General features: G+C 73.3%; 23 protein-coding genes. 16 read left to right on the forward strand and 7 right to left on the reverse strand.

Annotated features, from left to right (window positions below):
* Positions 1–4: 4 nt before the first annotated feature.
* Together FBY22_RS08270 and FBY22_RS08275 are read left to right on the forward strand one after the other, a co-directional pair.
* Positions 5–910 carry a HipA family kinase gene (locus FBY22_RS08270; RefSeq protein ID WP_142143703.1) on the forward strand — a complete coding sequence of 302 codons (906 nt, stop codon included), beginning with the start codon at positions 5–7 and terminating at the stop codon, positions 908–910.
* Entirely contained in the window at positions 907–1,200 is a 294-nt protein-coding gene (locus tag FBY22_RS08275; protein ID WP_142143705.1) for a SelT/SelW/SelH family protein, read from the forward strand. Before FBY22_RS08270 ends, FBY22_RS08275 begins: the two co-directional genes overlap by 4 nt.
* Here FBY22_RS08275 and aceB read toward each other — a convergent pair.
* Together aceB and FBY22_RS08290 are read right to left on the reverse strand one after the other, a co-directional pair.
* Positions 1,190–2,815 carry a malate synthase A gene (gene aceB, locus FBY22_RS08280; protein WP_142143707.1) on the reverse strand — a complete coding sequence of 542 codons (1,626 nt, stop codon included), beginning with the start codon at positions 2,813–2,815 and terminating at the stop codon, positions 1,190–1,192. The two genes, FBY22_RS08275 and aceB, sit on opposite strands and share 11 nt — an antisense overlap.
* A gap of 184 nt (positions 2,816–2,999) precedes the next feature.
* The gene (locus FBY22_RS08290) at positions 3,000–3,599 is read right to left on the reverse strand and encodes an NTP transferase domain-containing protein (protein WP_142143710.1); all 600 of its coding nucleotides are present in this window, start codon (positions 3,597–3,599) and stop codon (positions 3,000–3,002) included.
* A gap of 219 nt (positions 3,600–3,818) precedes the next feature.
* Here FBY22_RS08290 and FBY22_RS08295 point away from each other — a divergent pair, with 219 nt between their 5' ends.
* Positions 3,819–4,106: a DUF5955 family protein gene (locus tag FBY22_RS08295; protein ID WP_174267189.1), complete on the forward strand. Its 288-nt coding sequence runs from the start codon at positions 3,819–3,821 to the stop codon at positions 4,104–4,106.
* Positions 4,107–4,148: 42 nt separating this feature from the next.
* Here FBY22_RS08295 and FBY22_RS08300 read toward each other — a convergent pair whose 3' ends face one another.
* On the reverse strand, positions 4,149–4,940 hold the full coding sequence (locus FBY22_RS08300) for an IclR family transcriptional regulator (protein ID WP_142143714.1): 792 nt from the start codon (positions 4,938–4,940) through the stop codon (positions 4,149–4,151).
* Between the two features lie 272 nt (positions 4,941–5,212).
* Between FBY22_RS08300 and allB the strand changes: the two genes are divergently transcribed.
* Together allB and alc are read left to right on the forward strand one after the other, a co-directional pair.
* Positions 5,213–6,553: an allantoinase AllB gene (gene allB, locus FBY22_RS08305; protein WP_142143716.1), complete on the forward strand. Its 1,341-nt coding sequence runs from the start codon at positions 5,213–5,215 to the stop codon at positions 6,551–6,553.
* A 49-nt stretch (positions 6,554–6,602) separates the two neighbouring features.
* Positions 6,603–7,718 carry an allantoicase gene (gene alc / locus FBY22_RS08310; protein WP_142143717.1) on the forward strand — a complete coding sequence of 372 codons (1,116 nt, stop codon included), beginning with the start codon at positions 6,603–6,605 and terminating at the stop codon, positions 7,716–7,718.
* Positions 7,719–7,941: 223 nt separating this feature from the next.
* Here alc and FBY22_RS08315 read toward each other — a convergent pair whose 3' ends face one another.
* Positions 7,942–8,697 carry an SDR family oxidoreductase gene (locus FBY22_RS08315; protein ID WP_142143719.1) on the reverse strand — a complete coding sequence of 252 codons (756 nt, stop codon included), beginning with the start codon at positions 8,695–8,697 and terminating at the stop codon, positions 7,942–7,944.
* A gap of 108 nt (positions 8,698–8,805) precedes the next feature.
* On the opposite strand from FBY22_RS08315, the gene FBY22_RS08320 reads away from it, so the two are divergent.
* The 3 genes from FBY22_RS08320 to FBY22_RS08330 all read left to right on the forward strand — a co-directional run bounded on the left by FBY22_RS08320 (position 8,806) and on the right by FBY22_RS08330 (position 10,874).
* The gene (locus tag FBY22_RS08320; RefSeq protein ID WP_142143720.1) at positions 8,806–9,612 is read left to right on the forward strand and encodes an AIM24 family protein; all 807 of its coding nucleotides are present in this window, start codon (positions 8,806–8,808) and stop codon (positions 9,610–9,612) included.
* Between the two features lie 117 nt (positions 9,613–9,729).
* Entirely contained in the window at positions 9,730–10,356 is a 627-nt protein-coding gene (locus FBY22_RS08325) for a dihydrofolate reductase family protein (protein WP_142143722.1), read from the forward strand.
* A 131-nt stretch (positions 10,357–10,487) separates the two neighbouring features.
* Complete coding sequence (locus FBY22_RS08330) at positions 10,488–10,874, forward strand: ribonuclease domain-containing protein (RefSeq protein WP_142143724.1); 387 nt, start codon at positions 10,488–10,490, stop codon at positions 10,872–10,874.
* A gap of 49 nt (positions 10,875–10,923) precedes the next feature.
* Here FBY22_RS08330 and FBY22_RS08335 read toward each other — a convergent pair whose 3' ends face one another.
* Positions 10,924–11,124, reverse strand: coding sequence for a hypothetical protein (locus FBY22_RS08335; protein ID WP_142143725.1), 201 nt, complete (start codon positions 11,122–11,124; stop codon positions 10,924–10,926).
* 169 nt (positions 11,125–11,293) lie between these two features.
* On the opposite strand from FBY22_RS08335, the gene FBY22_RS08340 reads away from it, so the two are divergent.
* From FBY22_RS08340 to FBY22_RS08350, 3 genes are all read left to right on the forward strand, one after another.
* Positions 11,294–12,553, forward strand: coding sequence for a sensor histidine kinase (locus FBY22_RS08340; RefSeq protein ID WP_399210736.1), 1,260 nt, complete (start codon positions 11,294–11,296; stop codon positions 12,551–12,553).
* A gap of 67 nt (positions 12,554–12,620) precedes the next feature.
* Positions 12,621–13,301 (forward strand): response regulator transcription factor, encoded by a 681-nt coding sequence (locus FBY22_RS08345; protein ID WP_142143729.1) that lies wholly within the window; start codon positions 12,621–12,623, stop codon positions 13,299–13,301.
* A 72-nt stretch (positions 13,302–13,373) separates the two neighbouring features.
* Positions 13,374–14,558 (forward strand): cytochrome P450, encoded by a 1,185-nt coding sequence (locus tag FBY22_RS08350; RefSeq protein WP_142147444.1) that lies wholly within the window; start codon positions 13,374–13,376, stop codon positions 14,556–14,558.
* A 651-nt stretch (positions 14,559–15,209) separates the two neighbouring features.
* Here FBY22_RS08350 and FBY22_RS08355 read toward each other — a convergent pair.
* Positions 15,210–16,232, reverse strand: coding sequence for a Gfo/Idh/MocA family oxidoreductase (locus FBY22_RS08355; protein ID WP_142143731.1), 1,023 nt, complete (start codon positions 16,230–16,232; stop codon positions 15,210–15,212).
* Between the two features lie 129 nt (positions 16,233–16,361).
* Between FBY22_RS08355 and FBY22_RS08360 the strand changes: the two genes are divergently transcribed.
* The 5 genes from FBY22_RS08360 (at position 16,362) to FBY22_RS08380 (ending at position 24,109) form a co-directional block, all read left to right on the forward strand.
* Positions 16,362–17,099, forward strand: coding sequence for a GntR family transcriptional regulator (locus FBY22_RS08360; protein WP_174267190.1), 738 nt, complete (start codon positions 16,362–16,364; stop codon positions 17,097–17,099).
* Between the two features lie 174 nt (positions 17,100–17,273).
* Entirely contained in the window at positions 17,274–18,422 is a 1,149-nt protein-coding gene (locus tag FBY22_RS08365) for an ROK family glucokinase (protein ID WP_142147448.1), read from the forward strand.
* Complete coding sequence (locus FBY22_RS08370; RefSeq protein WP_142143733.1) at positions 18,419–19,000, forward strand: sugar kinase; 582 nt, start codon at positions 18,419–18,421, stop codon at positions 18,998–19,000. Before FBY22_RS08365 ends, FBY22_RS08370 begins: the two co-directional genes overlap by 4 nt.
* 100 nt (positions 19,001–19,100) lie before the next feature.
* The gene (locus tag FBY22_RS08375) at positions 19,101–21,926 is read left to right on the forward strand and encodes a DEAD/DEAH box helicase (protein ID WP_142143735.1); all 2,826 of its coding nucleotides are present in this window, start codon (positions 19,101–19,103) and stop codon (positions 21,924–21,926) included.
* Positions 21,923–24,109 (forward strand): SWIM zinc finger family protein, encoded by a 2,187-nt coding sequence (locus FBY22_RS08380; protein WP_142143737.1) that lies wholly within the window; start codon positions 21,923–21,925, stop codon positions 24,107–24,109. Before FBY22_RS08375 ends, FBY22_RS08380 begins: the two co-directional genes overlap by 4 nt.
* A gap of 13 nt (positions 24,110–24,122) precedes the next feature.
* On the opposite strand, the gene FBY22_RS08385 is transcribed toward FBY22_RS08380, so the two are convergent.
* Complete coding sequence (locus tag FBY22_RS08385; RefSeq protein WP_142143738.1) at positions 24,123–24,452, reverse strand: cupin domain-containing protein; 330 nt, start codon at positions 24,450–24,452, stop codon at positions 24,123–24,125.
* Between the last annotated feature and the right edge of the window lie 386 nt (positions 24,453–24,838).

Genomic DNA, 24,838 nt, shown 5'->3' on the forward strand with positions numbered 1-24,838 from the left:
GGGTGTGCTGCGCGACGTGACTGCTGTTCGATACGTGACCCCGCTGCGGTCCGGCGGCTCCGTGCCCGGAGTCGTCGAGGCCGACGACCTGGGCACGTACGTCGTGAAGTTCACCGGCTCCGCGCAGGGGCGCAAGGCGCTGGTCGCCGAGGTGATCGTCGGTGAGCTGGCCCGCGCGCTGGGGCTGCGCTTCCCCGAACTGGTCCTCGTGCACTTCGACCCGGCGATCGCCGACGGCGAGCCGCACCAGGAGGTCCGCGACCTGCATGCCGCGAGCAACGGCCTCAACCTCGGCATGGACTACCTGCCGGGCGCCAAGGACTTCACCCCCGACCTCGCCAAGGTCTTTCCGGTGGACCCCCTGGAGGCGGGCCGGATCGTCTGGCTCGACGCGCTGACCGTCAACGTCGACCGCACGGTCCACAGCTCCAACCTGATGGTCTGGCCGACCCTGGGCACCGTGCCCCCGCGCCTGTGGCTCATCGACCACGGCGCCGCCCTCGTCTTCCACCACCGCTGGGACGGCACCGACCCCGCCAAGGCCTACGACTTCCGCCACCACGCCCTCGGCCACTACGGCCCGGACGTGCGCGCCGCCGACGCCGAGCTCGCGCCCAGGGTGACCGAGGAACTGCTGCGCGAGGTCGTCGCGGAGGTCCCCGACGCATGGCTCACCGACCACGCCTCGCCCGCCGAGGCCCGCGAGGCCTACGTGGGCTACCTGCACGCGCGCGTGCGGGCCTCACGGCAGTGGCTGCCCACCGACTTCCCCAGCCGGGACGAACTCGCCGCTGAGGAGGCCCTGCGGGCGGCCAAGAACCAGCAGGGACGCCCCGCGTGGCTCCGCCAGGTCCCCGACCTGCACGGCAAGCCCGCGGCCGAACAGGATTGGTCGGTGCACCTCGGATGAGTGGCCGGGTCGAGATCGAGTACTGCACCCAGTGCCGCTGGCTGCCGCGTGCCGCCTGGCTGGCGCAGGAACTGCTGACGACCTTCGAGGCGGAGCTGACGGAGCTGGCGCTGAGGCCGGGCAAGGGCGGGGTGTTCGTCGTGCGCGTGGACGACGAGGTCGTCTGGGACCGCCGCGAACACGGCTTTCCCGAGCCGACGGCGGTGAAGCGGGCCGTACGCGACCGAGTGGCCCCGGGGAAGTCCCTGGGCCACTCGGACACGGTCCCGCAGGAGGACGTCAGCCCTTGAGCTGCTGGTACGCGGGCAGGGTGAGGAAGTCCGCGTAGTCCTCGTCGAGGGAGACCGTCAGCAGCAGGTCGTGGGCCTGCTGCCAGTGGCCGGCCGCGAAGGCCTCCTCGCCGATCTCGCCGCGGATGTTGTCCAGTTCCTCGGCGGCGACCTTGCGGGCCAGCTCGGGGGTGGCCTTCTCGCCGTTCTCGAACTCGACGCCCGCGTTGATCCACTGCCAGATCTGCGAGCGGGAGATCTCGGCCGTGGCCGCGTCCTCCATCAGGTTGAAGATGGCGACCGCGCCGAGACCGCGCAGCCAGGCCTCGATGTAACGGATGCCCACCTGGACGGCGTTGACCAGACCGGCGTACGTCGGCTTCGCCTCCAGCGAGTCGATCGCGATCAGGTCGGCCGCCTCGACGTGCACGTCCTCGCGCAGCCGGTCCTTCTGGTTGGGCCTGTCGCCGAGGACCTTGTCGAAGGACTCCATGGCGATCGGGACCAGGTCGGGGTGGGCGACCCAGGAGCCGTCGAAACCGTCGTTCGCCTCGCGGTCCTTGTCGGCGCGGACCTTTTCGAAGGCCACCTTGTTCACCTCGGCGTCCCGGCGCGAGGGGATGAAGGCCGCCATGCCGCCGATGGCGTGCGCGCCGCGCTTGTGGCAGGTGCGGACGAGGAGTTCGGTGTACGCCCGCATGAACGGGGCCGTCATCGTGACCGCGTTGCGGTCCGGCAGGACGAACTTGGCGCCGCCGTCACGGAAGTTCTTGACGATGGAGAACAGGTAGTCCCAGCGGCCGGCGTTCAACCCGGAGGCGTGGTCGCGCAGTTCGTAGAGGATCTCCTCCATCTCGTACGCGGCCGTGATCGTCTCGATCAGGACGGTGGCGCGGATGGTGCCCTGGGGGATGCCGACGTAGTCCTGTGCGAAGACGAACACCTCGTTCCACAGCCGGGCCTCGAGGTGCGACTCGGTCTTCGGGAGGTAGAAGTACGGGCCCTTGCCGAGGTCGAGCAGGCGCTGGGCGTTGTGGAAGAAGTACACGCCGAAGTCGACGAGGGCGCCGGGGACCTGGGTGCCGTCGGCGTCGACGAGGTGCCGCTCGTTCAGGTGCCAGCCGCGCGGGCGCATGACGACCGTCGCCAGCTCCTCGTTCGGGCGCAGGGCGTACGACTTGCCGGACGTCTCGTCCGTGAAGTCGATGTTGCGGGTGTAGGCGTCGGCGAGGTTGACCTGGCCGAGGACCACGTTCTCCCAGGTCGGTGCGGAGGCGTCCTCGAAGTCGGCGAGCCAGATCCGCGCGCCCGAGTTGAGGGCGTTGATGGTCATCTTCCGGTCGGTGGGACCGGTGATCTCCACGCGGCGGTCCTCGAGTGCCGCGGGGCAGGGGGCGACCTTCCAGGAGTCGGCGGCGCGGATCGCCGCGGTCTCCGGCAGGAAGTCGAGGGTGGAGGTGCGGGCGATCTCGGCGCGGCGCTCGGCGCGGCGGGCGAGGAGTTCGTCACGGCGCGGCGTGAACCGCCGGTGCAGCTCGGCCACGAAGGCGAGCGCCGCCTCGGTGAGGACCTCCTCCTGCCGGGGCAGGGGCCCGGCGTCGACGATGGCCAGCGGGGACGGCGCTGGTGTGGACATGAGCTGTCACTTCCTTCAGCGGTGGCACCGGGTGCCAGTCGTTCCGGGTACGGCGAGCAACACCCCGGGAGCAGCAGGGCGCTTCTGAGCAGTGGATACTAGTTTCCTCATCGTGGAACTTCAATGATTTGTTGATGTCGAGATTCTCCGGGTCGAGCAAAGGTGGCGCAGGGTGCCACCCCGCTCACTCAAGGTGGATCAGATCGGCCTCCGTGTCGATGTCGTACGGCCGTGCCACGTCCCCGCACTCGACGAGCGTGATCGCCTCCTGATGCGCCCGCAGGTAGGCGCGGGCCCCTCGGTCCCCGCCGGCGCTCTCGGCGATCCCGGCCCAGTGCGAGGCGCCGAGCAGGACCGGATGCCCGCGCACCCCGTCGTACGCGGCGGACACGAGCGAACCGTCGTCCTCCTGGGCGGCGAGTACCCGCCGCACCGCCTCCACGCCGATCCCCGGTTGGTCGACGAGGAGGACGAGGGCGGCCGAGGCGTCCGTCCCGGCGAGCGAATCCAGCCCGGCCCGCAGCGAGGACCCCATGCCCTCCTCCCACGCCGGGTTCTCCACGACCACGCACCCGCCCAGCTCCGCCCGCCGGCGCACGTCGTCGGCCCGCGCCCCGAGGACCACGTGGACGCGGGCGCAGCCGGCCGCGCGCAGCACGCCGACCGCGTACTCGACGAGCGGCCGACCGCGGTGTTCCAGCAGCGCCTTGGGCCGTCCGCCGAGCCGTCGGCCGCCCCCGGCGGCGAGGAGCAGCCCGGCCGCTTCGCGCTCTTTCTCCGTCATGCGTCCTGCATACCTGACGCACGGGCGAGTGCCCGGTTTCCAGGGGCTGAATTTCGGTCCGCACTGTGGCGCGCCCCGCACCGGGTGGCGTTTACTGACCCGCGTCCCCCGGCGCCCGACCAGGGCCACGGGACCGCTCGGCGGGAGCACCATCACACGACGGCGTACCAGGGCGTGCGAGGGGGGAGAGCTGTGTTGCGGAGCTTGGGGCAGAGACCGGTGACCGGCAGCGACGAGGATCCGATGGTGGCGGGACTGCGGTCCGCCGTGTCCAGGCTGCGCCGCGAACTCGCCGCGCATCCGGCGGAGTTCCCCGACCGCTGCATCGCCGAGGACGAACTGGCCGCCCTCGCGGCCATGACGATCGACGGCGCCCCGGAGATCCCCCGGCTGCGCCGCTCGTTGCTGCTGCTCGCCGGCGCCATCGGATCGGTCAGCGCACTCTCGCCCGGCCTGTCGGAGGTCCGCGACGCCGTGGAACTCTTCGGGGAGCCGCCCCGGCGGTGACGGGACGTCACGTCCCGTCCGCCGAGGACTTCTTGGTCCGGGTCAGCCGCCGGTGCTCGCCAGCGCCTGCGACAGCTCCACCGCCACCTGCTGCAGCACCGGCACGATGCGTTCCGTCGCCGCCTCCGTCACCCGGCCCGCCGGACCGGAGATGGAGATCGCGGCGGAGGTGGGGGAGTCGGGCACGGACACCGCGAGGCACCGCACCCCGACCTCCTGTTCGTTGTCGTCGATCGCGTACCCCTGGCGCCGTACGTCCTCCAGGGCCGCCAGGAAGCCCTCCGGCGTGGTGATCGTCCTGTCGGTCGCGGCCGGCATGCCGGTGCGGGCGAGCAGCGCGCGGACCTCCGCGTCCGGGGTGTTCGCCAGGAGGGCCTTGCCCACGCCCGTGGAGTGCGGCAGCACCCGGCGCCCGACCTCGGTGAACATGCGCATCGAGTGCTTGGAGGGCACCTGGGCGACGTAGACGATCTCGTCGCCGTCGAGCAGGGCCATGTTCGCCGTCTCGCCGGTCTCCTCGACCAGGCGGGCCAGGTAGGGGCGGGCCCAGGTGCCGAGCAGGCGGGAGGCCGACTCGCCGAGGCGGATCAGACGGGGGCCGAGCGCGTACCGGCGATTCGGCTGCTGGCGGACGTACCCGCAGACCACGAGGGTGCGCATCAGGCGGTGGATGGTGGGCAGCGGCAGCCCGCTGCTCGCGGACAGCTCGCTGAGGCCCACCTCGCCGCCCGCGTCGGCCATCCGCTCGAGCAGATCGAAGGCGCGCTCGAGGGACTGGACCCCGCCACCGTTGGACTTGGCGGAGTCGGTGGTGCTGGCGCTGGACGTCGGCACGGCGCGTTCCTTTCGGGACTGGCGGGAGGGGCCAAAGCCTACCCGGCAGTCGGTTGACTCCCCGCTCGTACGTAGCTACGTTCTGCTTGCTGGAATTCTAATTCCGCTTTATGGAAACGTCCAGAGTGTGGGCGTCGGGAGTCCTCCGGGGAAGTGTGTCCTTGACGGCGTCGGGGCGGGAGTGAAGACTCCTTCAACAGAAAGTTGAATTCCGTTACGTGGAAGTAAATCCCGTTTCCTGGACGTAACGGCGGCGGCAGAAAGGGGTCCGGGTGTCCGACGTGGAACTGGTGCTGCGCTCGACACGCGTCATCACGCCCGAGGGGACGCGCGCCGCCTGCGTCGCGGTCGCCGGCGGCACGATCACGGCCGTACTGCCGTACGACGCCGAAGTGCCGTCCAACGCCCGCCTGGAGGACCTCGGCGACCACGTCCTGCTGCCCGGTCTGGTCGACACCCACGTGCACGTCAACGACCCCGGGCGCACCGAGTGGGAGGGCTTCTGGACCGCCACGCGCGCGGCGGCGGCCGGCGGCATCACCACCCTCGTCGACATGCCGCTCAACTCCCTGCCGCCCACCACGACGGTCGCCCACCTCCGCACGAAGCAGGCGGTCGCCGCCGACAAGGCGCACATCGACGTCGGCTTCTGGGGCGGCGCCCTGCCCGACAACGTCAAGGACCTGCGCCCGCTGCACGAGGCCGGCGTCTTCGGCTTCAAGGCGTTCCTGTCCCCCTCCGGCGTGGACGAGTTCCCGCACCTCGACCAGGACGGGCTCGCCCGGTCGCTGGCCGAGATCGCCTCCTTCGGCGGCCTGTTGATCGTGCACGCCGAGGACCCGCACCACCTGGACGCCGCCCCGCAGCACGGCGGCCCCCGCTACGCCGACTTCCTCGCCTCCCGGCCGCGCGACGCCGAGGACACCGCCATCGCCCAGCTGATCGACCAGGCCAGACGCCTCGACGCGCGCGTGCACGTGCTGCACCTGTCGTCGAGCGACGCGCTGCCGCTGATCGCCGCCGCGAAGGCGGACGGCGTCCGCGTCACCGTCGAGACCTGCCCCCACTACCTCACCCTGACCGCCGAGGAAGTCCCGGACGGCGCCAGCGAGTTCAAGTGCTGCCCGCCCATCCGGGAGTCCGCCAACCAGGACGTGCTGTGGCAGGCGCTGGCCGACGGCACCATCGACTGCGTGGTCACCGACCACTCCCCGTCCACGGCCGACCTGAAGACCGACGACTTCGCCACCGCCTGGGGCGGCATCTCCGGCCTCCAGCTGAGCCTGTCCGCCGTGTGGACGGCGGCCCGGGGGCGCGGCCACACCCTGGAGGACGTGGTCCGCTGGATGTCCTCGCGGACGGCCCGACTGGTCGGCCTCGACACCCGCAAGGGCGCCATCGCCCCCGGCCGCGACGCCGACTTCGCGGTCCTCGCCCCCGACGAGACCTTCACCGTGGACCCGGCGGCCCTCCAGCACCGCAACCGCGTCACCGCGTACGCCGGCAGGACCCTGTACGGCGTCGTGAAGTCGACCTGGCTGCGCGGCGAACGCATCGTCGCCGACGGCCAGTTCACCGACCCGAAGGGCCGCCTGCTGACCCGTGTCCCCTGAACCGCCCGCACCCGCGGCGGCCGACTCCCGAAAGGACCCCCTGATCACCGTGACGGCGATTCCGAGTTTCACCGGCGACGCGAACCCCTACGGAGGCGGTGACCCGTACGCGGACTACCGCACCGCCGACTTCCCCTTCACCCGGTACGCCGACCTCGCCGACCGCCGCCTCGGCGCCGGTGTCATCGCCGCCAACGACGAGTTCTTCGCCCAGCGGGAGAACCTGCTGGTGCCCGGGCGCGCCGAGTTCGACCCCGAGCACTTCGGGCACAAGGGCAAGGTCATGGACGGCTGGGAGACCCGCCGCCGACGCGGCGCGGACGCCGGGCACCCGTGGCCCACGGCCGAGGACCACGACTGGGCGCTGGTCCGCCTCGGCGCGCCCGGCGTCGTCCGGGGCATCGTCGTCGACACGGCCCACTTCCGCGGCAACTACCCGCAGGCGGTGTCCGTCGAGGGGACCTCGGTGCCGGGCTCCCCGTCGCCGGAGGAACTCCTCGGGGACGACGTGAAGTGGACGACCCTCGTGCCGCGCACACCCGTCGGCGGCCACGCGGCGAACGGTTTCGCCGTCTCCGTCGAACAGCGCTTCACCCACCTGCGCGTCAACCAGCACCCCGACGGCGGCATCGCGCGGCTGCGCGTGTACGGCGAGGTCGTACCGGACCCCGCGTGGCTGACGACGCTCGGCACGTTCGACGTCGTCGCCCTGGAGAACGGCGGCCGGGTCGAGGACGCCTCCGACCGCTTCTACTCACCGGCCACCAACACCATCCAGCCGGGCCGCTCCCGCAAGATGGACGACGGCTGGGAGACCCGCCGGCGCCGCGACCGGGGCAACGACTGGATCCGCTACCGGCTCGCCGCGCAGTCGCAGATCCGCGCGATCGAGATCGACACGGCGTACCTGAAGGGCAACAGCGCGGGCTGGGCGTCGGTGTCGGTGCGCGACGGCGAGGACGGCGACTGGACCGAGATCCTCCCGCGCACCCGCCTCCAGCCCGACACCAACCACCGCTTCGTCCTGCCGTCCCGGGCCGTCGGCACGCACGCGCGCGTGGACATCTTCCCGGACGGCGGCATCTCCCGCCTGCGGCTGCACGGCTCCCTCACCGAGGACGGCGCCACCCGCCTGACGACCCGCCACCAGCAACTCGGCACCTGACCGACACCAGCGCCCACCGACCGGCCTTCCCGGGCGCACCGGGGTTCCGGTTCCGGTGCACCGTGCCCGTGTCGGGTGGCGGTGGCCGCCGTGGACGGTGAGCCGGAACAGCCCGGGGTGGCGGCGGCTGACGCGTCCCGGGCGCACCCGTCCCGTCGGCCCCGGGCACGCGTGTGTCACGCGGGGCGGTGTTCGGCGGCGGCGTCGACGTGTCCCGCGCGCTTCACGCCGCGTGGCCGCCGTCGACCGCGAACTCCGCTCCGGTGACGTACTGCGCGGTGGCCAGGTGGGCGACCGTCGATGCCACCTCGTCGGGTGTGCCGAACCGCCCGACCGCGGTCATCGCCGCCTGTGCGGCGGCGTACGGGCCGTCCGCCGGGTTCATGTCCGTGTCGGTCGGGCCGGGGTGCACGATGTTCGCCGTGATCCCCCGCGCACCCAGCTCGCGGGCGAGTGCCTTCGTCAGACCGACGAGGGCCGCCTTGCTCGTCGCGTAGAGGGTTCCACCGGGACCCGGCACGCGCTGCGTCATGCACGTACCGATCGTGATGATCCGGCCGCCCGGGCGCATCCGCGCTGCCGCCGCCTGGGAGGTCAGGAACACCCCGCGCACGTTCACGGCCAGCACCCGGTCCACGTCCGCGAGCGAGAGGTCCTCCAGCGGCCCGAGCACCCCCACGCCGGCGTTGTTCACCAGCACGTCCAGCCCGGCGAGCAGCTCCTCGGCGCGCTCCACCGCCCCGGCCGCCTCCGCCGCGTCCCCGGAGTCCGCACGCAGGGCCACGGCCCGCCTCCCCAGGGCCTCCACACGCCGGACGACGTCCTCGGCGGCCTCCTTGCCGTTCACATAGGTCACCGCCACGTCCGCGCCCTCCCGGGCCAGCCGCACCGCCGTCGCCGCGCCGATGCCGCGGCCGCCCCCGGTGACCAGGGCGACCTTGCCGTTCAGAGTGCCGTGGGTCTTCGCATGAGTCGTCATGGGTCCATCCCAGCGGCCGCCGCACGCGCTCGCTGGCGGCCCCCGGACACCTACCTCGGACGGCCGAAGCCGCGGAACTCCGCGCGCCCCCTCCGACGTTCTCCGGGTGTGACACTTCAGCAAGAGATCGTCGGCAACGCCATGCAGATGGCGGTGGTCGGCCTGCAGCCGGGCCAGACCGTGTACTGCGAGGCCGGCAAGTTCCTGTTCAAGACGACCAACGTGACCATGGAGACCCGCCTCTCCGGGCCGTCCGGCGGGGGCGGGCAGCAGCAGGGCGGCGGCATGGGCGGCATGCTGCGCCAGGCCATGGGCACCGCCATGCAGGCCGGCCAGCGCATGCTCGCGGGCGAGTCGCTGGCGTTCCAGTACTTCACCTCGCAGGGCGGCGAGGGCACCGTCGGCTTCGCGGGCGTCCTCCCCGGCGAGATGCGCGCCCTGGAGCTGGACGGCACGCGCGCGTGGTTCGCCGAGAAGGACGCCTTCGTGGCCGCCGAGTCCACCGTCGAGTTCGGCATCGCCTTCCAGGGCGGCCGCACCGGCATGAGCGGCGGCGAGGGCTTCGTCCTGGAGAAGTTCACCGGCCGCGGCACGGTCATCATCGCGGGCGCCGGTAACTTCATCGACCTGAACCCGGCCGACTTCGGCGGCCGCATCGAGGTCGACACGGGCTGCGTCGTCGCCTTCGAGGAGGGCATCCGCTACGGCGTCCAGCGCATCGGCGGCCTCAACCGCCAGGGCATGATGAACGCCGTCTTCGGCGGCGAGGGCCTCTCGCTGGCCACCCTGGAGGGCAGCGGCCGCGTCATCCTGCAGTCACTCACCATCGAGAGCCTGGCCAACGCCCTGAAGAAGGCCCAGGGCGGCGACAAGCAGGGCCCGACCGGAGGACTGTTCTCCACGCACGCCGGATGAGCCCCGGCCGCTCCACGCGCGCGATGAGCCACGGCCGCCGGCGAGCGATGAGTTGCGGGCGCCGACGGGGTCTGAGGTGATGACAACAGACCCATCACCAGGAAGCAGGCACCCGTCATGGGCAAGCTCGTCTCCACGATCTTCGTCACGCTCGACGGCGTCTACCAGGCGCCCGGCGGTCCGCAGGAGGACACCCGGGGCGGCTTCGAGCACGGCGGCTGGAGTTTCGTCTTCGGCGACGAGGACTTCGGCCGGTTCGTCACCGAGGTCTTCGACCGCTCCGCCGCCTTCCTCCTCGGCCGCCGTACGTACGACATCTTCGCGGGCCACTGGCCGAAGGTGACCGACCCGGCCGACCCCATCGCGGCGAGGCTCAACGCACTGCCGAAGTACGTCCCCTCGTCCACCCTCACCGACCCCTCCTGGGCCGGCACCACCGTGCTGAGCGGCGACCTGGCCAAGGAGGTCACCGCCCTCAAGGAGCGCACCGACAGCGAGCTCCAGGTGCACGGCAGCGGCGCCCTCGTCCGCTCCCTGCTCGCGCTCGACCTCGTCGACACCCTCCACCTGCTGACCTTCCCCGTGGTGCTCGGCTCCGGCCTGCGCCTGTTCGAGGAGGGCGCGCTTCCGACGACGTTCCGGCACACGGCCGGCCGCATCACCTCCACCGGGGTCTCCCTGCAGACGTACGAGCCGGCCGGACGGCCCGAGTACGGCTCCTACGCGTTGCCGGAGAACGGCTGACCGACGCGTTGTGAGGGCCGTGTGGCGGCACGCGACCCCGCGTTAACTCGCGGAAAACACATCGGACTTGACGGGAAAATCCACTGAGTTGTCATTGACATGCCACTGTCTACGCGCGTCATCATGTCGGCATGAGATTCCCCCCACGCGCCACCCGTGTCGGCGCCGCGGCCGCCCTTCTGTCCGCCCTGCTCGTGGGCGGCACGGTCGCGGCGACTCCGGCGTCCGCCGCGGTCGGCACCATCTGCTACGGCGACCTGCCCTCCCAGGCGTACGACACGCTCGACCTGATCGCGTCGGGCGGCCCCTACCCGTACTCGCAGGACGGCACCGTCTTCCGCAACTCGGAGGGCGTCCTGCCCGGCCAGTCGTCCGGCTACTACCACGAGTACACGGTCAAGACGCCCGGCTCGTCCACACGCGGCGCCCGCCGCATCGTCACCGGTGAGGAGTACCAGGAGGACTACTACACCTCGGACCACTACGCCACGTTCGACCTGATCGACTTCGGCTGCTGACGACGTCCGCGCGCCGGGCCGGGCGCCCGGCCCGGCGCGCGGCCCTCGCTCAGCCGGACTTACGGCTCTCCGCCGCTGCGAACAGAGCGAAGGCCAGCACGACCAGGGCGAGGCTCGCGTAGACCCCGTGGCGGTCGAGGAAGCCGACCCTCTGCACGAGACCCACATGCCAGTGGGTGAACTCGTGCACCAGACCCAGCACGCCCTGGACCAGGGCGAGGAAACCGAGTAGCTCCAGCAACTGCTTCATGGCACGACCCTCGCCCCGCGGACCCCCCACGCACATCGGCCGCGGGGCGGGCCGTGACCGACGCGGGTACGGCCTCCGCGCGGCCGTCCGCGCCGAAAGTCTGCGGTGCCGCGACTTTGGTCGGCGATCGCCCGTGAAGGGAGGTGCCGGGGGCCGCGGCTGCGTAGATTTGAAGACCGTGAGGGACGACAGACCGACGCCGGCCGTGGCGGGCGTCGCAGTGCGGCGCAGATGGCTCTTCCCGTCCGCCCTGCTCCATGAGATCGACCCCGACGCCGGGCGGTCGGGGCGGCCCCGGCGCACCGCCCGCGACTGGATCGTCGACTTCACCTGCTTCCTGCTCGCCGCGGCCATCGGCCTCGCCGCCGCCGACACCCTGAACGGCGACCCGCACACCGCGCACTCCCTCGCCGTCCTCGACCAGGTGCTCGGCGCGCTGGCCTGCGCGGCGGTGTGGCTGCGCCGACGGTGGCCGCTGAGTCTGGCCGTCGCGATGATCCCAGTCGGCCTGCTGTCGGACACCGCGGGCGGCGCGGCCATGATCGCTCTCTTCACCCTCGCCGTGCACCGGCCCTTCCGGTACGTCGCCTGGATCGGCGGTGTCCAGCTCGCGCTGGTCCCGCTGTTCTACTGGATGCGCCCGGACCCCGACCTGCCGTACGCGGGAGCGGTCGCCTTCGCCGAGCTGCTCAGCGTCACCGTCATCGGCTGGGGCATGTTCGTACGGTCCAAGCGGCAGCTCATGCTGAGCCTGCGGGACCGCGCCCGGCGCGCCGAGACAGAGGCGCGGCTGCGGGCGGAGCAGGCGCAGCGACTGGCCCGCGAGGCCATCGCCCGGGAGATGCACGACGTACTCGCCCACCGGCTGACGCTGTTGAGCGTGCACGCGGGCGCCCTGGAGTTCCGGCCCGACGCACCCCGGGAGGAGGTCGCCCGGGCGGCCGGTGTCATCCGGGAGAGCGCGCACGAGGCGCTGCAGGACCTGCGCGAGATCATCGGCGTACTGCGCGCGGGCGAGCCCGACGAGACGGGGCGCCCCCAGCCGACGCTCGCAGCGCTGGACACGCTGGTCGCCGAGTCCCGCGAGGCCGGCATGAAGGTCACCCTCGACAGCCGCGTCACCGACCCCGCGGCCGTCCCGGCCTCCGTCGGCCGCACCGCCTACCGCATCGCCCAGGAGGCCCTGACCAACGCCCGCAAGCACGCTCCCGGCACGGAGGTCACGGTGACGGTGACGGGCGCCCCCGGCGAGGGCCTGACGGTGACCGTGCGCAACCCCGCGCCCGAGGGCGCGGTGCCCCCCGTCCCCGGCTCCGGGCAGGGCCTCATCGGGCTGACGGAGCGGGCCACCCTGACCGGGGGACGCCTGGAACACGGCGCGGACGCGCACGGCGGCTTCCGGGTACGGGCATGGCTGCCCTGGGGATGAGGGCGTCGAGACGATCGTCACGCAAGGGCGCCAACACCCATGACCGCGACCGTGATTACGTAAGCCCATGACTGCGATCAGACTGCTCCTCGTCGACGACGACCCCCTGGTGCGGGCCGGCCTGTCACTGATGATGGGCGGTGCGGACGACATCGAGATCGTCGGCGAGGCCGCCGACGGCTCCGAGGTCGAGGCGCTCGTCGACCGCACCCGGCCCGACGTCGTCCTCATGGACATCCGGATGCCGTCGGTGGACGGTCTCACGGCCACGGAGCGGCTGCGCGCCCGCAAGGACGCCCCGCAGGTCGTCGTCCTGACCACCTTCCACGCCGACGAACAGGTCCTGCGCGCCCTGCGCGCGGGGGCCGCCGGGTTCGTCCTGAAGGACACCCCGCCCGCCGAGATCGTCGACGCCGTGCGCCGGGTCGCGACCGGCGACCCCGTGCTGTCGCCCACCGTCACCCGCCAGCTGGTGGAGCACGCCGTGGGCAACGCCGCCGACACGCGACGCGCACGCGCGCGTGAACGCGTCGCACTGCTCAACGACCGCGAACGCGAGGTCGCCGTCGCGGTCGGCCGGGGTCTGTCCAACGCGGAGATCGCCGCGGACCTCTTCATGAGCGTCGCCACCGTCAAGACCCACGTCTCCCGCATCCTCGCCAAGCTGGACCTCAACAACCGGGTGCAGATCGCCCTGCTGGCCTACGACGCCGGCCTCCTGGAGGAACCGGGGGACAACGGGCACTAGAGCCGGCCGTCGCGCGTTGTCCCGGTACCGGGGACCACCGGCGGGGGACGGGGGAGGGCGGGTTTGAGCCACATGGTGGAAGTGATCGACCTTGGGGAGTTCGGTGACGGCTTCCGCACCGATCCGCATCCGGTCTACGCGCGACTGCGGGAGCGCGGGCCGGTGCACCGGGTGCGTCTGCCGGGGGTCGACGCCCACTACGAGACCTGGCTCGTCGTCGGCTACGAGGAGGCCCGCGCGGCGCTCGGCGACCCGCGCCTGGCCAAGGACGCCGGCAGGATCGGCACGGAGTTCCTCGACGAGGAGCTCATCGGCAAGCACCTGCTGGTCACCGACCCGCCCCAGCACACCCGGCTGCGCTCCCTGGTCTCCCGCGCCTTCACCGCGCGCCGCGTGGCCGAACTGCGGCCGCGGATACGGCAGATCACCGACGAACTGCTCGACGCGATGCTGCCGCGGGGCCGGGCCGACCTGGTGGACTCCTTCGCGTACCCGCTGCCGATCACGGTGATCTGCGAGCTGCTGGGCGTGCCGGAGATGGACCGCGGGGAGTTCCGCCGCATGTCCACGGAGGCGGTGGCGCCGAGCAGTCCGGAGGCCGAGTACGACGCCTTCGCGCGGCTCGCCGCCTATCTCACCGAGCTGATCGAGGACAAGCGGTGCGCGGGCCCGACCGGCGACCTGCTGAGCGACCTCGTCCGCACGACGGCCGAGGACGGCGACCGGCTCTCCCCCGGCGAACTGCGGGGCATGGCCTTCGTCCTGCTGATCGCGGGCCACGAGACGACGGTCAACCTGATCAGCGGAGCCGTGCACACCCTGCTCAACCACCCCGACCAACTCGCCGCCCTGCGTGCCGACATGAGTCTTGTCGACGCGGCGGTGGAGGAGACCCTGCGGTACGAGGGCCCGGTGGAGAACGCCACGTTCCGGTTCGCCGCCGAGACCCTGGAGATCGGCGGCACGAAGATCATGCGGGGCGACGCCGTGATGATCGGCCTGAGCGCCGCCGACCGCGACGCCTCGCGCTACCCCGTCCCGGACCGCTTCGACCTCCGCCGCGACGCCCGCGGCCACCTGGCCTTCGGCCACGGCATCCACTACTGCCTGGGCGCCCCGCTGGCCCGCCTCGAAGCCCGCACGGCGATCCGGACCCTGCTGGAGCGCGCCCCCGATCTCGCCCTCGACGGCCCACCCGGCGACTGGCTGCCCGGCATGCTGATGCGCGGGGTCCGCAGCCTCCCGGTGCGCTGGTAGCCGCGGTCACCGCCGGGCGGGGAGCCCGGTCGCCGCTACCCCGCGCCAGACAGGCCGCCCGAGGCACCGCCCCGCGGGCTTGGCGGACCTGGGGCGCCCTCGGTGCTGGGTGGTTCAGCGGCCCTGGGGTCGAGTCGCGCCGGGCGGGATGTCCGTGGTGCTGACTCGTGCGGGGCGGTTTGGCGGGGTTGGGGCGCCCTCTGTGCTGGGCGGTTTGGCGGGGTTGGGGCCCCCTCGGTGCTGGGTGGTTCAGCGGCCCTGGGGTCGAGTCGCGCCGGGCGGGATGTCCGTGGTGCCGACCCGCGCCGGGCGGTTTGGCGGGCTTGGGGCCCTTCCGCGCCGGGCGGCCGACCGCGCTCGGCGGCTCACCAGGCTGGGCGGCTTACCACGCCACGCTGCTTACCGCGCCCGGCGGCTTCGCGGGCCTGGGGCCCTTCCGTGCCGGGTGGTTCAGCGGGCCTGGGGCCGACCCGCACCGGACGGGATGCCCGTGGCGCCGACGTGCGCCGGGCGGGTTCGCGAGCCTGGGGCCTCACCGCCCCGGGCAGCTCACCGCACCAACCTGCCCACCGCACCAAGCTGCCCACCGCCCCGGGCGGCTCACCGCACCAAGCCGCTTACCGCCCCAAGCTGCCCACCGTGCCCGGCCGCTCACCGGAACGCCGACTCCACCCGGCCCGGGATTTCCGCGAGTACCACCGGTCTGCGTTCTCGTCGGGAGATCTCGCAGGCCTCGGCGATCCTGAGGGCCTGCAGTGCCTCGCGTCCGTCGCACGGGTTCGCCCGTTGCCCGAGCACGACCTCGACGAAGGCGCCCAGCTCGGCCTCGTAGGCGGGTCCGAAGCGCTCCAGGAACCCCGACCACGGTTTGTCCGCGGCGGGCGGGCCGGTCGGCTCCGTCGAGGCGATCGGCGTGCGGTCGTCCAGGCCGACGACGATCTGGTCCAGCTCCCCGGCCAGCTCCATGCGGACGTCGTACCCGGCGCCGTTCAACCGCGTCGCCGTGACCGTCGCGAGCGTGCCGTCGTCGAGGGTCAGCAGCGCCGCGCCCGTGTCGACGTCGCCCGCCTCCCGGAACATGGGCGGCCCGGCGTCCGACCCGGCCGCGTACACGTCGACGACCTCGCGCCCCGTCACCCAGCGCAGCATGTCGAAGTCGTGGATCAGGGTGTCCCGGTACAGCCCGCCGGACAGCGGCAGCCACGACGGCGGGGGAGGGGCCTGGTCGGACGTGAGGGCGCGGACGGTGTGCAGCCGCCCGAGCCGGCCCGAGCGCACCGCGTCCCGCGCGCCCTTGTACCCGGTGTCGAAGCGGCGCTGGAACCCCATCTGAAGAATCGTCCCGGCGGTCTCGACCTCGGAGATCGCGTTGAGCGTGCCCGGCAGATCCAGGGCGATGGGCTTCTCGCAGAAGACCGGGAGCCCCGAGCGTGCTGCCCGACCGATCAGTTCGGCGTGGGCGGCGGTCGAGGCGGTGATCACCACGGCGTCGACGCCCCATTTGAAGATCTCGTCCACGCCCGGCGCCGCCGTCTCCCCCAGGCGGAGCGCGAGCTCCTGGGCCCGCGCGGGATCCGCGTCCGTGAGGATCAGGGACCCCACCTCGCGATTGCGGCTCAGCGTGTTCGCATGGATGGTGCCGATCCGCCCCGTACCGATGACCCCGATGCGCATGAAAACAAAGTGAGGGTTTGGTGGTCGCGCTGTCAATGCGTATGTCCGGACAATCGAACTACACAACTTCCCGTCAACAACGTGTGGAGCTACGCTCGGCGCGTGCCGAAACCTGAAGTGGACCCGACCGTGTCGCTCGAACTCAGCGTGGACCGGAGTTCTCCCGTCCCGCTGTACTTCCAGCTCTCGCAGCAGCTCGAGGCGGCGATCGAGCACGGAGCGCTCACGCCCGGCAGCCTGCTGGGCAACGAGATCGAGCTGGCGGCCCGGCTCGGCCTGTCCCGCCCCACCGTCCGCCAGGCCATCCAGTCCCTGGTCGACAAGGGCCTGCTGGTGCGCCGCCGGGGGGTCGGCACCCAGGTCGTGCACAGCCAGGTCAAACGCCCGCTGGAACTCTCCAGCCTCTACGACGACCTGGAGGCGGCCGGCCAGCGCCCCGCGACGAAGGTGCTGGTCAACGCCGTAGTCCCGGCGACCGCCGAGGTCGCCGCGGCCCTGGGCGTCGCCGAGGACAGCGACGTCCACCAGGTGGAACGGCTGCGCCTCGCGCACGGCGAGCCGATGGCGTACCTGTGCAACTTCATCCCGCCGGGCCTGCTCGACCTGGACACGGCGCAGCTGGAGGCCACGGGTCTGTACCGGATGATGCGGGCCGTCGGCATCACCCTGCACAGCGCCCGGCAGACTATCGGTGCGCGCGCGGCCACCCTGGCGGAGGCCGAGCGCCTCGCCGAGCAGGAGGGCGCCCCGCTGCTGACGATGCAGCGCGTCACGTTCGACGACACGGGCAGGGCGGTCGAGTACGGCACGCACACGTACCGGCCGAGCCGCTACTCCTTCGAGTTCCAGCTGCTCGTGCGGGGCTGAAGTCCCGTCTCGGATGTGGGGTCTGTCATAAAGTCACGACAATTGCACGCCCCGAGGAGTGCGCGCGGAACCGCGCCACCAGCCGCGTCGCACCGCCGGCCGGCACGCGACGCGTGACCCCGCTCGCTCCCCCGCTCGGCACCCAGCGTGAGCGTGCGGCACAATCGGGCCTTGATGAGCACCTACGGCAACTTCACGGCCCCCATAGGCTCCCGGCGTGCCCCGGCCCTGCGCACGGTCGGCACCCGCGAGCGCCGCTCGCACCTGACCGCACCCCGCGTGCCGACGGTCGGCATCGACATCGGGGGCACCAAGGTCATGGCAGGCGTCGTCGACGCCGACGGCAACATCCTGGAGAAGCTCCGCACGGAGACCCCGGACAAGTCCAAGAGCCCCAAGGTCGTCGAGGACACCATCGTCGAGCTGGTCCTGGACCTGTCCGACCGCCACGACGTGCACGCCGTCGGCATCGGCGCGGCCGGCTGGGTCGACGCGGACCGCAACCGCGTGCTGTTCGCCCCCCACCTGTCCTGGCGCAACGAGCCGCTGCGCGACCGCCTCGCCGGGCGCCTCGCCGTGCCGGTCCTGGTCGACAACGACGCCAACTCCGCCGCCTGGGCCGAGTGGCGCTTCGGCGCCGGCCGCGGCGAGGACCACCTGGTCATGATCACGCTCGGCACCGGCATCGGCGGCGCGATCCTGGAGGACGGCCAGGTCAAGCGCGGCAAGTACGGCGTGGCGGGCGAGTTCGGGCACATGCAGGTCGTCCCCGGAGGACACCGCTGCCCGTGCGGCAACCGCGGCTGCTGGGAGCAGTACAGCTCCGGCAACGCCCTGGTCCGCGAGGCCAAGGAACTGGCCGCCGCCGACTCGCCGGTCGCGTACGGGATCATCGAGCACGTCAAGGGGCAGATCGGTGACATCACCGGCCCGATGATCACCGAGCTGGCCCGCGAGGGCGACGCGATGTGCATCGAGCTGCTGCAGGACATCGGGCAGTGGCTCGGCGTCGGCATCGCCAACCTCGCCGCGGCCCTCGACCCCTCCTGCTTCGTCATCGGCGGCGGTGTCTCCGCGGCCGACGACCTGCTCATCGCCCCCGCCCGCGACGCCTTCAAGCGTCAGCTCACCGGCCGCGGCTACCGCCCCGAGGCCCGTATCGTCCGCGCCCAGCTCGGCCCGGAGGCCGGCATGGTGGGCGCCGCCGACCTCGCCCGGCTCGTCGCCCGCCGCTTCCGCCGCGCCAACCGGCGCCGGGTCGAGCGCTACGAGCGTTACGCCCGGTACACCGAGGGCCGCCGCTCCACCCGGGACACCGCATGACGGCATCGCTGCCGCGTCAGGCGGCGCCCCCGGACGAGCCCGGGCAGCCCGCCGAGGACCGCCGGCACATGATCCGCCGCAGGGCGCTCACCCTGCTCATCATCGTGCTGCTCATCGGTGTCCCGGCCGGCTATCTGGTGATCTCCGCGAACCAGAGCCGCAACAGCGGCAAGGACAAGGAGGCCAAGTACTCGGCGACCGGCCTCACCAAGGGCTGGCCGTCGAAGGTCCAGCGCCGCATCTACCAGGTCCCGATGCCGCACCCCTCCGGCAAGGTCGCCTACTACGAGACGAACAACTGGAAGACCAGCCGGCTCTACGTCCAGTTCCAGACCCCGGTCCGCAACCTCGACGTCTTCCTCCACGACATGGGCGTCAGCCGCGCCGACCTCAAGCGCGACGACATCACCATCAGCGCGCGCGACCAGAAGATCACCGGCTGGCGGTTCACCCGCCCCGGCCCCTGGTACGGCCTGGTCCACAAGCAGAAGGACCCGGCGCCCACACAGGACGTCATCGTGAACATGTCCGACGCGAACAACCCGTTCTTCTACGTCGTCTCCCGCACTGTTCCGTAGGCAGTCGGCCCCGGCCGGGCCGTCGGGGCCGACTGTCAGACCCCGCCCGTAGAGTCGAAGACGTCTGATCCGACACACGGGCCGGGAGGTGACAGGTCGTATGGGCGACACGGCTGTGGTGGCCGAACACGCGGGAGCGGGGATCCCCGTCCGCCTCGCCGCCGTCTTCCTGCCCGCGCCCCTGCCCAGGGACGGCCGGATCGCCTTCTGGGACCCCGACGGCGCCCCGCTGCCCGCCGAGGACACCGAGCTCACCGTCGTACGACCGCACGGCGCGTCCGGCGTCCGGCGCAGGAGCGCCCCAGCGCTGACCCTTCCCGTCGGCGAGGCCCTGCCCCTCCTGGTCGGCGCCCGCCGTGACCCGGCCGCCCACCCCGCCACCGCCTGCTGGGGAGCGGTCGCACTGCACGCGCTGCGGCTCGTCGCCCGCGGCCGGCTGCTGCCCGGCCTGACGGCCACCGGCCACGACGCCTGGCGGGCCGGCCCCCTGGACCCCGACGACATCGCGCACCTCAGGGCGGTCGCCGCCGCCCTGCCCCACGAGGGCCACGCGGTCCCGCTGCCCGGCCCCGGCCCGCTGCTGCTGCCCGAGCCGGAGGCGCTGATGCGCGCCTTCCTGGACGCGGTCGCGGACACCCTTCCCCGCACTCCGGCCGCCCCGCACGCCTGCGGCAGGCCGTTCGCGGACCGCCGCCCGCAGCGCCTGCCCGACGCCCAGGACTGGGCCGCGGAGGTCGCCGCCGGCATGGACGCCGGCGTGCGCATCTCCCTCCGCCTGGACCTGTCCGCCTACGAGCTGTTCGACGGCGAGGAGTCGGTGCGCACGGCGGGTGCAGCGATCGTCCAGGTGCACAGCCTCGCCGACCCCACCCTCGTCGTCGACGCGGCGGCCTTGTGGGCGGGCGAGGCGGACGCCGCGTTCGGCCCACGCGCACGCGTGGACGCCGCCCTCGCCGTGCGGCGCGCGGCCCGCATCTGGCCGCCCCTGGACCGGCTCGCCGAACAGGACGTGCCCGACGTCCTCGCCCTGCACGACGAGGAGCTGGGCGACCTGCTAGGGGTGGCGGCGACACGTCTCGCGGCGGCGGGCGTCGCCGTGCACTGGCCCCGGGACCTGGCCCAGGACCTCTCCGCCGCCGCCGTGGTCCGCCCCGCCCCGGGCTCGGCGACCGACGGCACGGGCTTCTTCGAGAGCGAGGAACTCCTGCAGTTCCGGTGGCAGTTGGCGCTCGGCGGCGACCCGCTCACCGAGGCCGAGATGGACACCCTCGCCGAGGCGCACCGCCCGGTCGTCCGCCTCAGGGACCGCTGGGTGCTGGTCGACCCGGCCCTGGTCCGCAGGGCCCGCAAACGGGAACTCGGCCTGCTCGACCCGGTCGACGCCCTGTCCGTCGCCCTCACCGGCAGCGCGGAGGTCGACGGCGAGACGGTCGAAGCGGTCCCGGTCGGCGCGCTGGCCACCCTGCGCGAGCGCCTCACCACCGGGGTGCGCCCCGCCGAACCCCCGGCCGGCCTGCACGCCACCCTGCGCGACTACCAACTGCGCGGCCTGGCCTGGCTGGACCTCATGACCTCCCTCGGCCTCGGCGGCTGCCTCGCCGACGACATGGGACTCGGCAAGACGATCACGGTCATCGCGCTGCACCTCAAGCGCGCCCACCGCGAACCGACCCTGGTCGTCTGCCCGGCCTCCCTGCTCGGCAACTGGCAGCGGGAGATCACCCGCTTCGCGCCCGGCGTCCCCGTCCGCCGCTTCCACGGCCCCGACCGCAGCCTGGAGGACCTCACCGGCGGCTTCGTCCTCACCACCTACGGCACCATGCGGACCGCGGCACCGCGCCTCGCCGAGCAGCGCTGGGGCATGGTCGTCGCGGACGAGGCACAGCACGTCAAGAACCCGTACTCCGCGACGGCGAAGGCACTGCGCACCATCCCCTCGCCGGCACGCGTGGCCCTCACCGGCACGCCCGTCGAGAACAACCTCTCGGAGCTGTGGGCCCTGCTCGACTGGACCACGCCCGGTCTGCTGGGCCCCCTGAAGTCCTTCCGCGCCCGGCACGCGCGCGCGGTGGAGAACGGCGAGGACGCCGAGGCCGTCGAGCGGCTCGCCCGCCTGGTCCGGCCCTTCCTGCTGCGCCGCAAGAAGTCCGACCCGGGCATCGTCCCCGAGCTGCCGCCCAAGACGGAGACAGACCACCCCGTACCGCTCACCCGTGAACAGGCCTCGCTGTACGAGGCGGTGGTCCGGGAATCGATGCTGGCCATCGAGACGGCGGAGGGCATTGCGCGCAGGGGCCTGGTGCTGAAGCTGCTCGGCGCGCTGAAACAGATCTGCGACCACCCCGCCCTGTACCTGAAGGAGGAGACGGCCGCCGTGACCGACGGCCGCCTGCTCGCCCGCTCCGGCAAACTCGCCCTCCTGGACGAGCTGTTGGACACGCTGCTCGCCGAGGACGGCTCGGCGCTCGTCTTCACGCAGTACGTCGGCATGGCCCGGCTGATCACCGCCCACCTGGCCGCCCGGGCGGTCCCCGTGGACCTGCTGCACGGCGGCACGCCCGTCCCCGAGCGGGAACGCATGGTGGACCGCTTCCAGGCCGGCGCGACCCCGGTGCTGGTGCTGTCCCTGAAGGCGGCGGGCACCGGCCTGAACCTCACCCGCGCCGGCCACGTCGTCCACTTCGACCGCTGGTGGAACCCGGCGGTGGAGGAGCAGGCCACCGACCGCGCCTACCGCATCGGCCAGACCCAGCCGGTGCAGGTCCACCGCCTCATCACGGAGGGCACGGTCGAGGACCGCATCGCCGAGATGCTGGAGGCCAAGCGCGCCCTGGCCGACGCCATCCTCGGCTCCGGCGAGTCGGCACTGACCGAACTGACCGACCGCGAACTCTCCGACCTGGTGTCCCTCAGGAGGCCGTCATGACCCCGAGCCCGGCGGACGAGGCCCGCCGCGCCCTGCGGGAGGCCCGGGAGCGTCGGCTGCGGGACGGGGAGGAGGGCGCGGGAGGCGAGACGCGGACACCGGCGCCGGACCGACCCGCATCGCCCGACGGTCCAACCGCCGTCGCAGGTGCGGAAGAAGGGGCCGCACCCGGAGGAGCGGTCGAGGAGGTGTCCATGGCGGGCGCTCCCGCGACGGGAGAGGAGCCGTCCGGGCAGCCTCGGCACGGGCAGGCCCGCCCGGGTGATGCCGCGCGTGCGGCACTGCGGCGGGCCCTTGCCGCCGACGCCCGGCCCGGCGCGGAACCGTCCGCGGCGGAGCAGGGCGACCCTGCCGGCGAGGGCGGAGCGGAGCGCTTCCTCGGCGAGGAGGAGACCGAGTCGTCCGGCGGCCGGCAGGCCGGGGGTGCCGACGCGGCGCAGCCGTCCCTGGCCGCCTCGGGCGGCCGGCGCGCCGACGCCGGCGCTGACGGGGTGCGGCCCGCGGACGCCGCACGCGAAGCGTTGCGGGCCGCCCGCAGCAGGGCGCGGCGGGACGAGGAGGCCGGTGAGCGGGCGGGGGGTCTGCCCGCGTGGGGGCCGCGTCGCGCCGAGCGGACGGCCGAGGCGACGCGCGGGGGAGCGGTCGGGCGGTCTTCGACGGGCGAGGCGACGCGCGGAGGCGCGGTCGGGCGGCCTTCGACGGGCGAGGCGACGCGCGGAGGTGCGGTCGGGCGGTTCCCGGGTGGTCAGGCGCATGCCGTGCGGGACTTGCTGGCCGGGGCGTTCCGGATGCCTTCCGACGAGGCCCCACCGGAAGACGAGACCACGCGCGGCGAGCGCACCGGCACGGGAGGTTCGGCCGACGCGGACGTCCCGCCCACCGCCCCTGACGTTGTGCCCACCTCTCCTCCGCCGGCCCCGTCCATGGCCGCCCCGTCGCGCGACGGGGAGTTGCGGCGCACGTTCCCCGCATTGCCGCCCCCGGCCTCCGGGGCGTTCGCGCGGACCTGGTGGGGAAACGCGTGGGTCACCGCCCTGGAGGAAGGCGCCCTGGACGCCAAGAGGCTGGCCCGCGGCCGGAGTTACGCCGAACAGGGGCACGTGGACGCCATCACCGTCACGCCGGGCCTGGTGCTCGCGTACGTGCAGGGCAGCCGCCCGCGCCCGTACCGGGTGCAAGTGCGGCTGCGCACGCTGGAGGACGCCGACTGGCAGCGTTTCCTGGAAGCCGCCGTCGAGCGGACCGGACACATCGCCGCGCTCCTCGACAAGGAGCTGCCGCATTCGCTGGCCGACTGCGGGGTGCCGTTGCTGCCGGGTCCGCACGACCTCGACCCGCACTGCAGCTGTCCCGACCGCGGCCACCCCTGCAAGCACGCCGCCGCCCTGTGCTACCAGACGGCCCGGCTGCTCGACGCCGACCCCTTCGTGCTGCTTCTGCTGCGCGGACGCGGCGAGCGAGAACTGCTCGACGCCCTCTCCCGGCTGAACGCGGCCCGGGCGGCCCGCGCCGCCCAGGAGCGCGAGCCGGCGCGGCTCCCCGGTGTCCGAGCCGCCGAGGCCGTCCTGGCGACGGGGCAACTCCCGCCCCTGCCACCGCCGCTGCCCGTGCCCCCGCACCCCGGGCAGCCCCCCGTCTACCCGGCGGCACCGGGCGGCCCCGACCCCTTCGCGCTGGACCAGCTGGCGACCGACGCCGCCGCCCGTGCGCACGCCCTGCTCAGTACCGGCCGCGATCCCGTGGCCGAGCTGACGCTGTGGCAGGACGCGGTCCGGGTCGCCGCCGCCCGCCCGGGTTCCGGCCTCACCGCGGCCACCCGGTCCCTCTACGCCTCGTTGGCCTCCGCGTCCGGCCGCACCCCGGCCGAGCTCGCGCGGGCCGTCGCCGCCTGGCGGCAGGGCGGTCTCGAAGGACTCGCCGTCCTGGAGGAGCCGTGGGACCCGCCGGCCGGCCGCTTCGACCGCGCCCGTCCCCTCCTCCTCGCCGCGGACCTCCCGGCCTTCCGCCCCTGGCACAACCACCTCACCCACCCGCGCGGCCACGTCCAGCTCCGCCTCGGCCGCGACGGCCTCTGGTACGCCTACGAGTCCGAGCCGGGCCACGACGACTGGTGGCCGCGCGGCACGCCGGACCTGGACCCGGTGGGGGCGCTCACCGGCCTGGGCGCGCCGAACGACCTCTGAAAGAGCCGTGCCGTCAGGCCTTGGCGACGGTGAGCAGTACGACGGCGTCCTCGACCGCGCGCAGGCTGTGGCGGGCGTCGGGGATGGCGATGAGGTCGCCGGTCCTGCCGTCCCAGGACGTGTCGCCGCTGATGAGGCGGACCCGGCCGCGCAGGACCAGCAGGGTCGCCTCCCCGGGGCTCTCGTGCTCGGCCAGCTCGGTGTCGGCGGTCAGGGCGAGGACGGTCTGGCGGAGGACGTGTTCGTGACCCCCGTACACGGTGGTGGCGCTGCGGCCGGTGGCGGCGGCCGCGGCGCGTTCGAGGTGTTCGCGGGCGAGAGCGTCCAGTGACAGTTTCTGCATGGTGACCAGTGTCCGTGCGGCAAGGGGCGGCGGCCAGCGCGGGCACAGATGTCGGCAGCGCCGCACAGGACCAACAGCCCCCGTCGGTAGGGCTGTTCGGCACGTGTGCCGCCCGCGCAGGTCGGCGATGCTTCTTCCCGGAACCGGACGGCAGGAGCCGCGGAAGGCCGCTGACACCCGTGCGCCGAGCGTTCTCCATACCCGAAGGCCGCGGGTGGGAGCGGTGGCCCGCCGTCCCGGTCACAGCCGGCCGCCTCCCGTGCCGGGGAGGCGGCCGGACCACTGCCCGGCCGGGGACCGGGCAGGGCCCGGTGGTCCTGGCCCAAGGGACCGAAGGGCCCGCGTTCCAGGGCCGTGAGACCGACCTCTGCGCCAGGCGAGTGAGG

It is taken from the genome of Streptomyces sp. SLBN-31 (assembly GCF_006715395.1).
GTDB lineage: Bacteria > Actinomycetota > Actinomycetes > Streptomycetales > Streptomycetaceae > Streptomyces.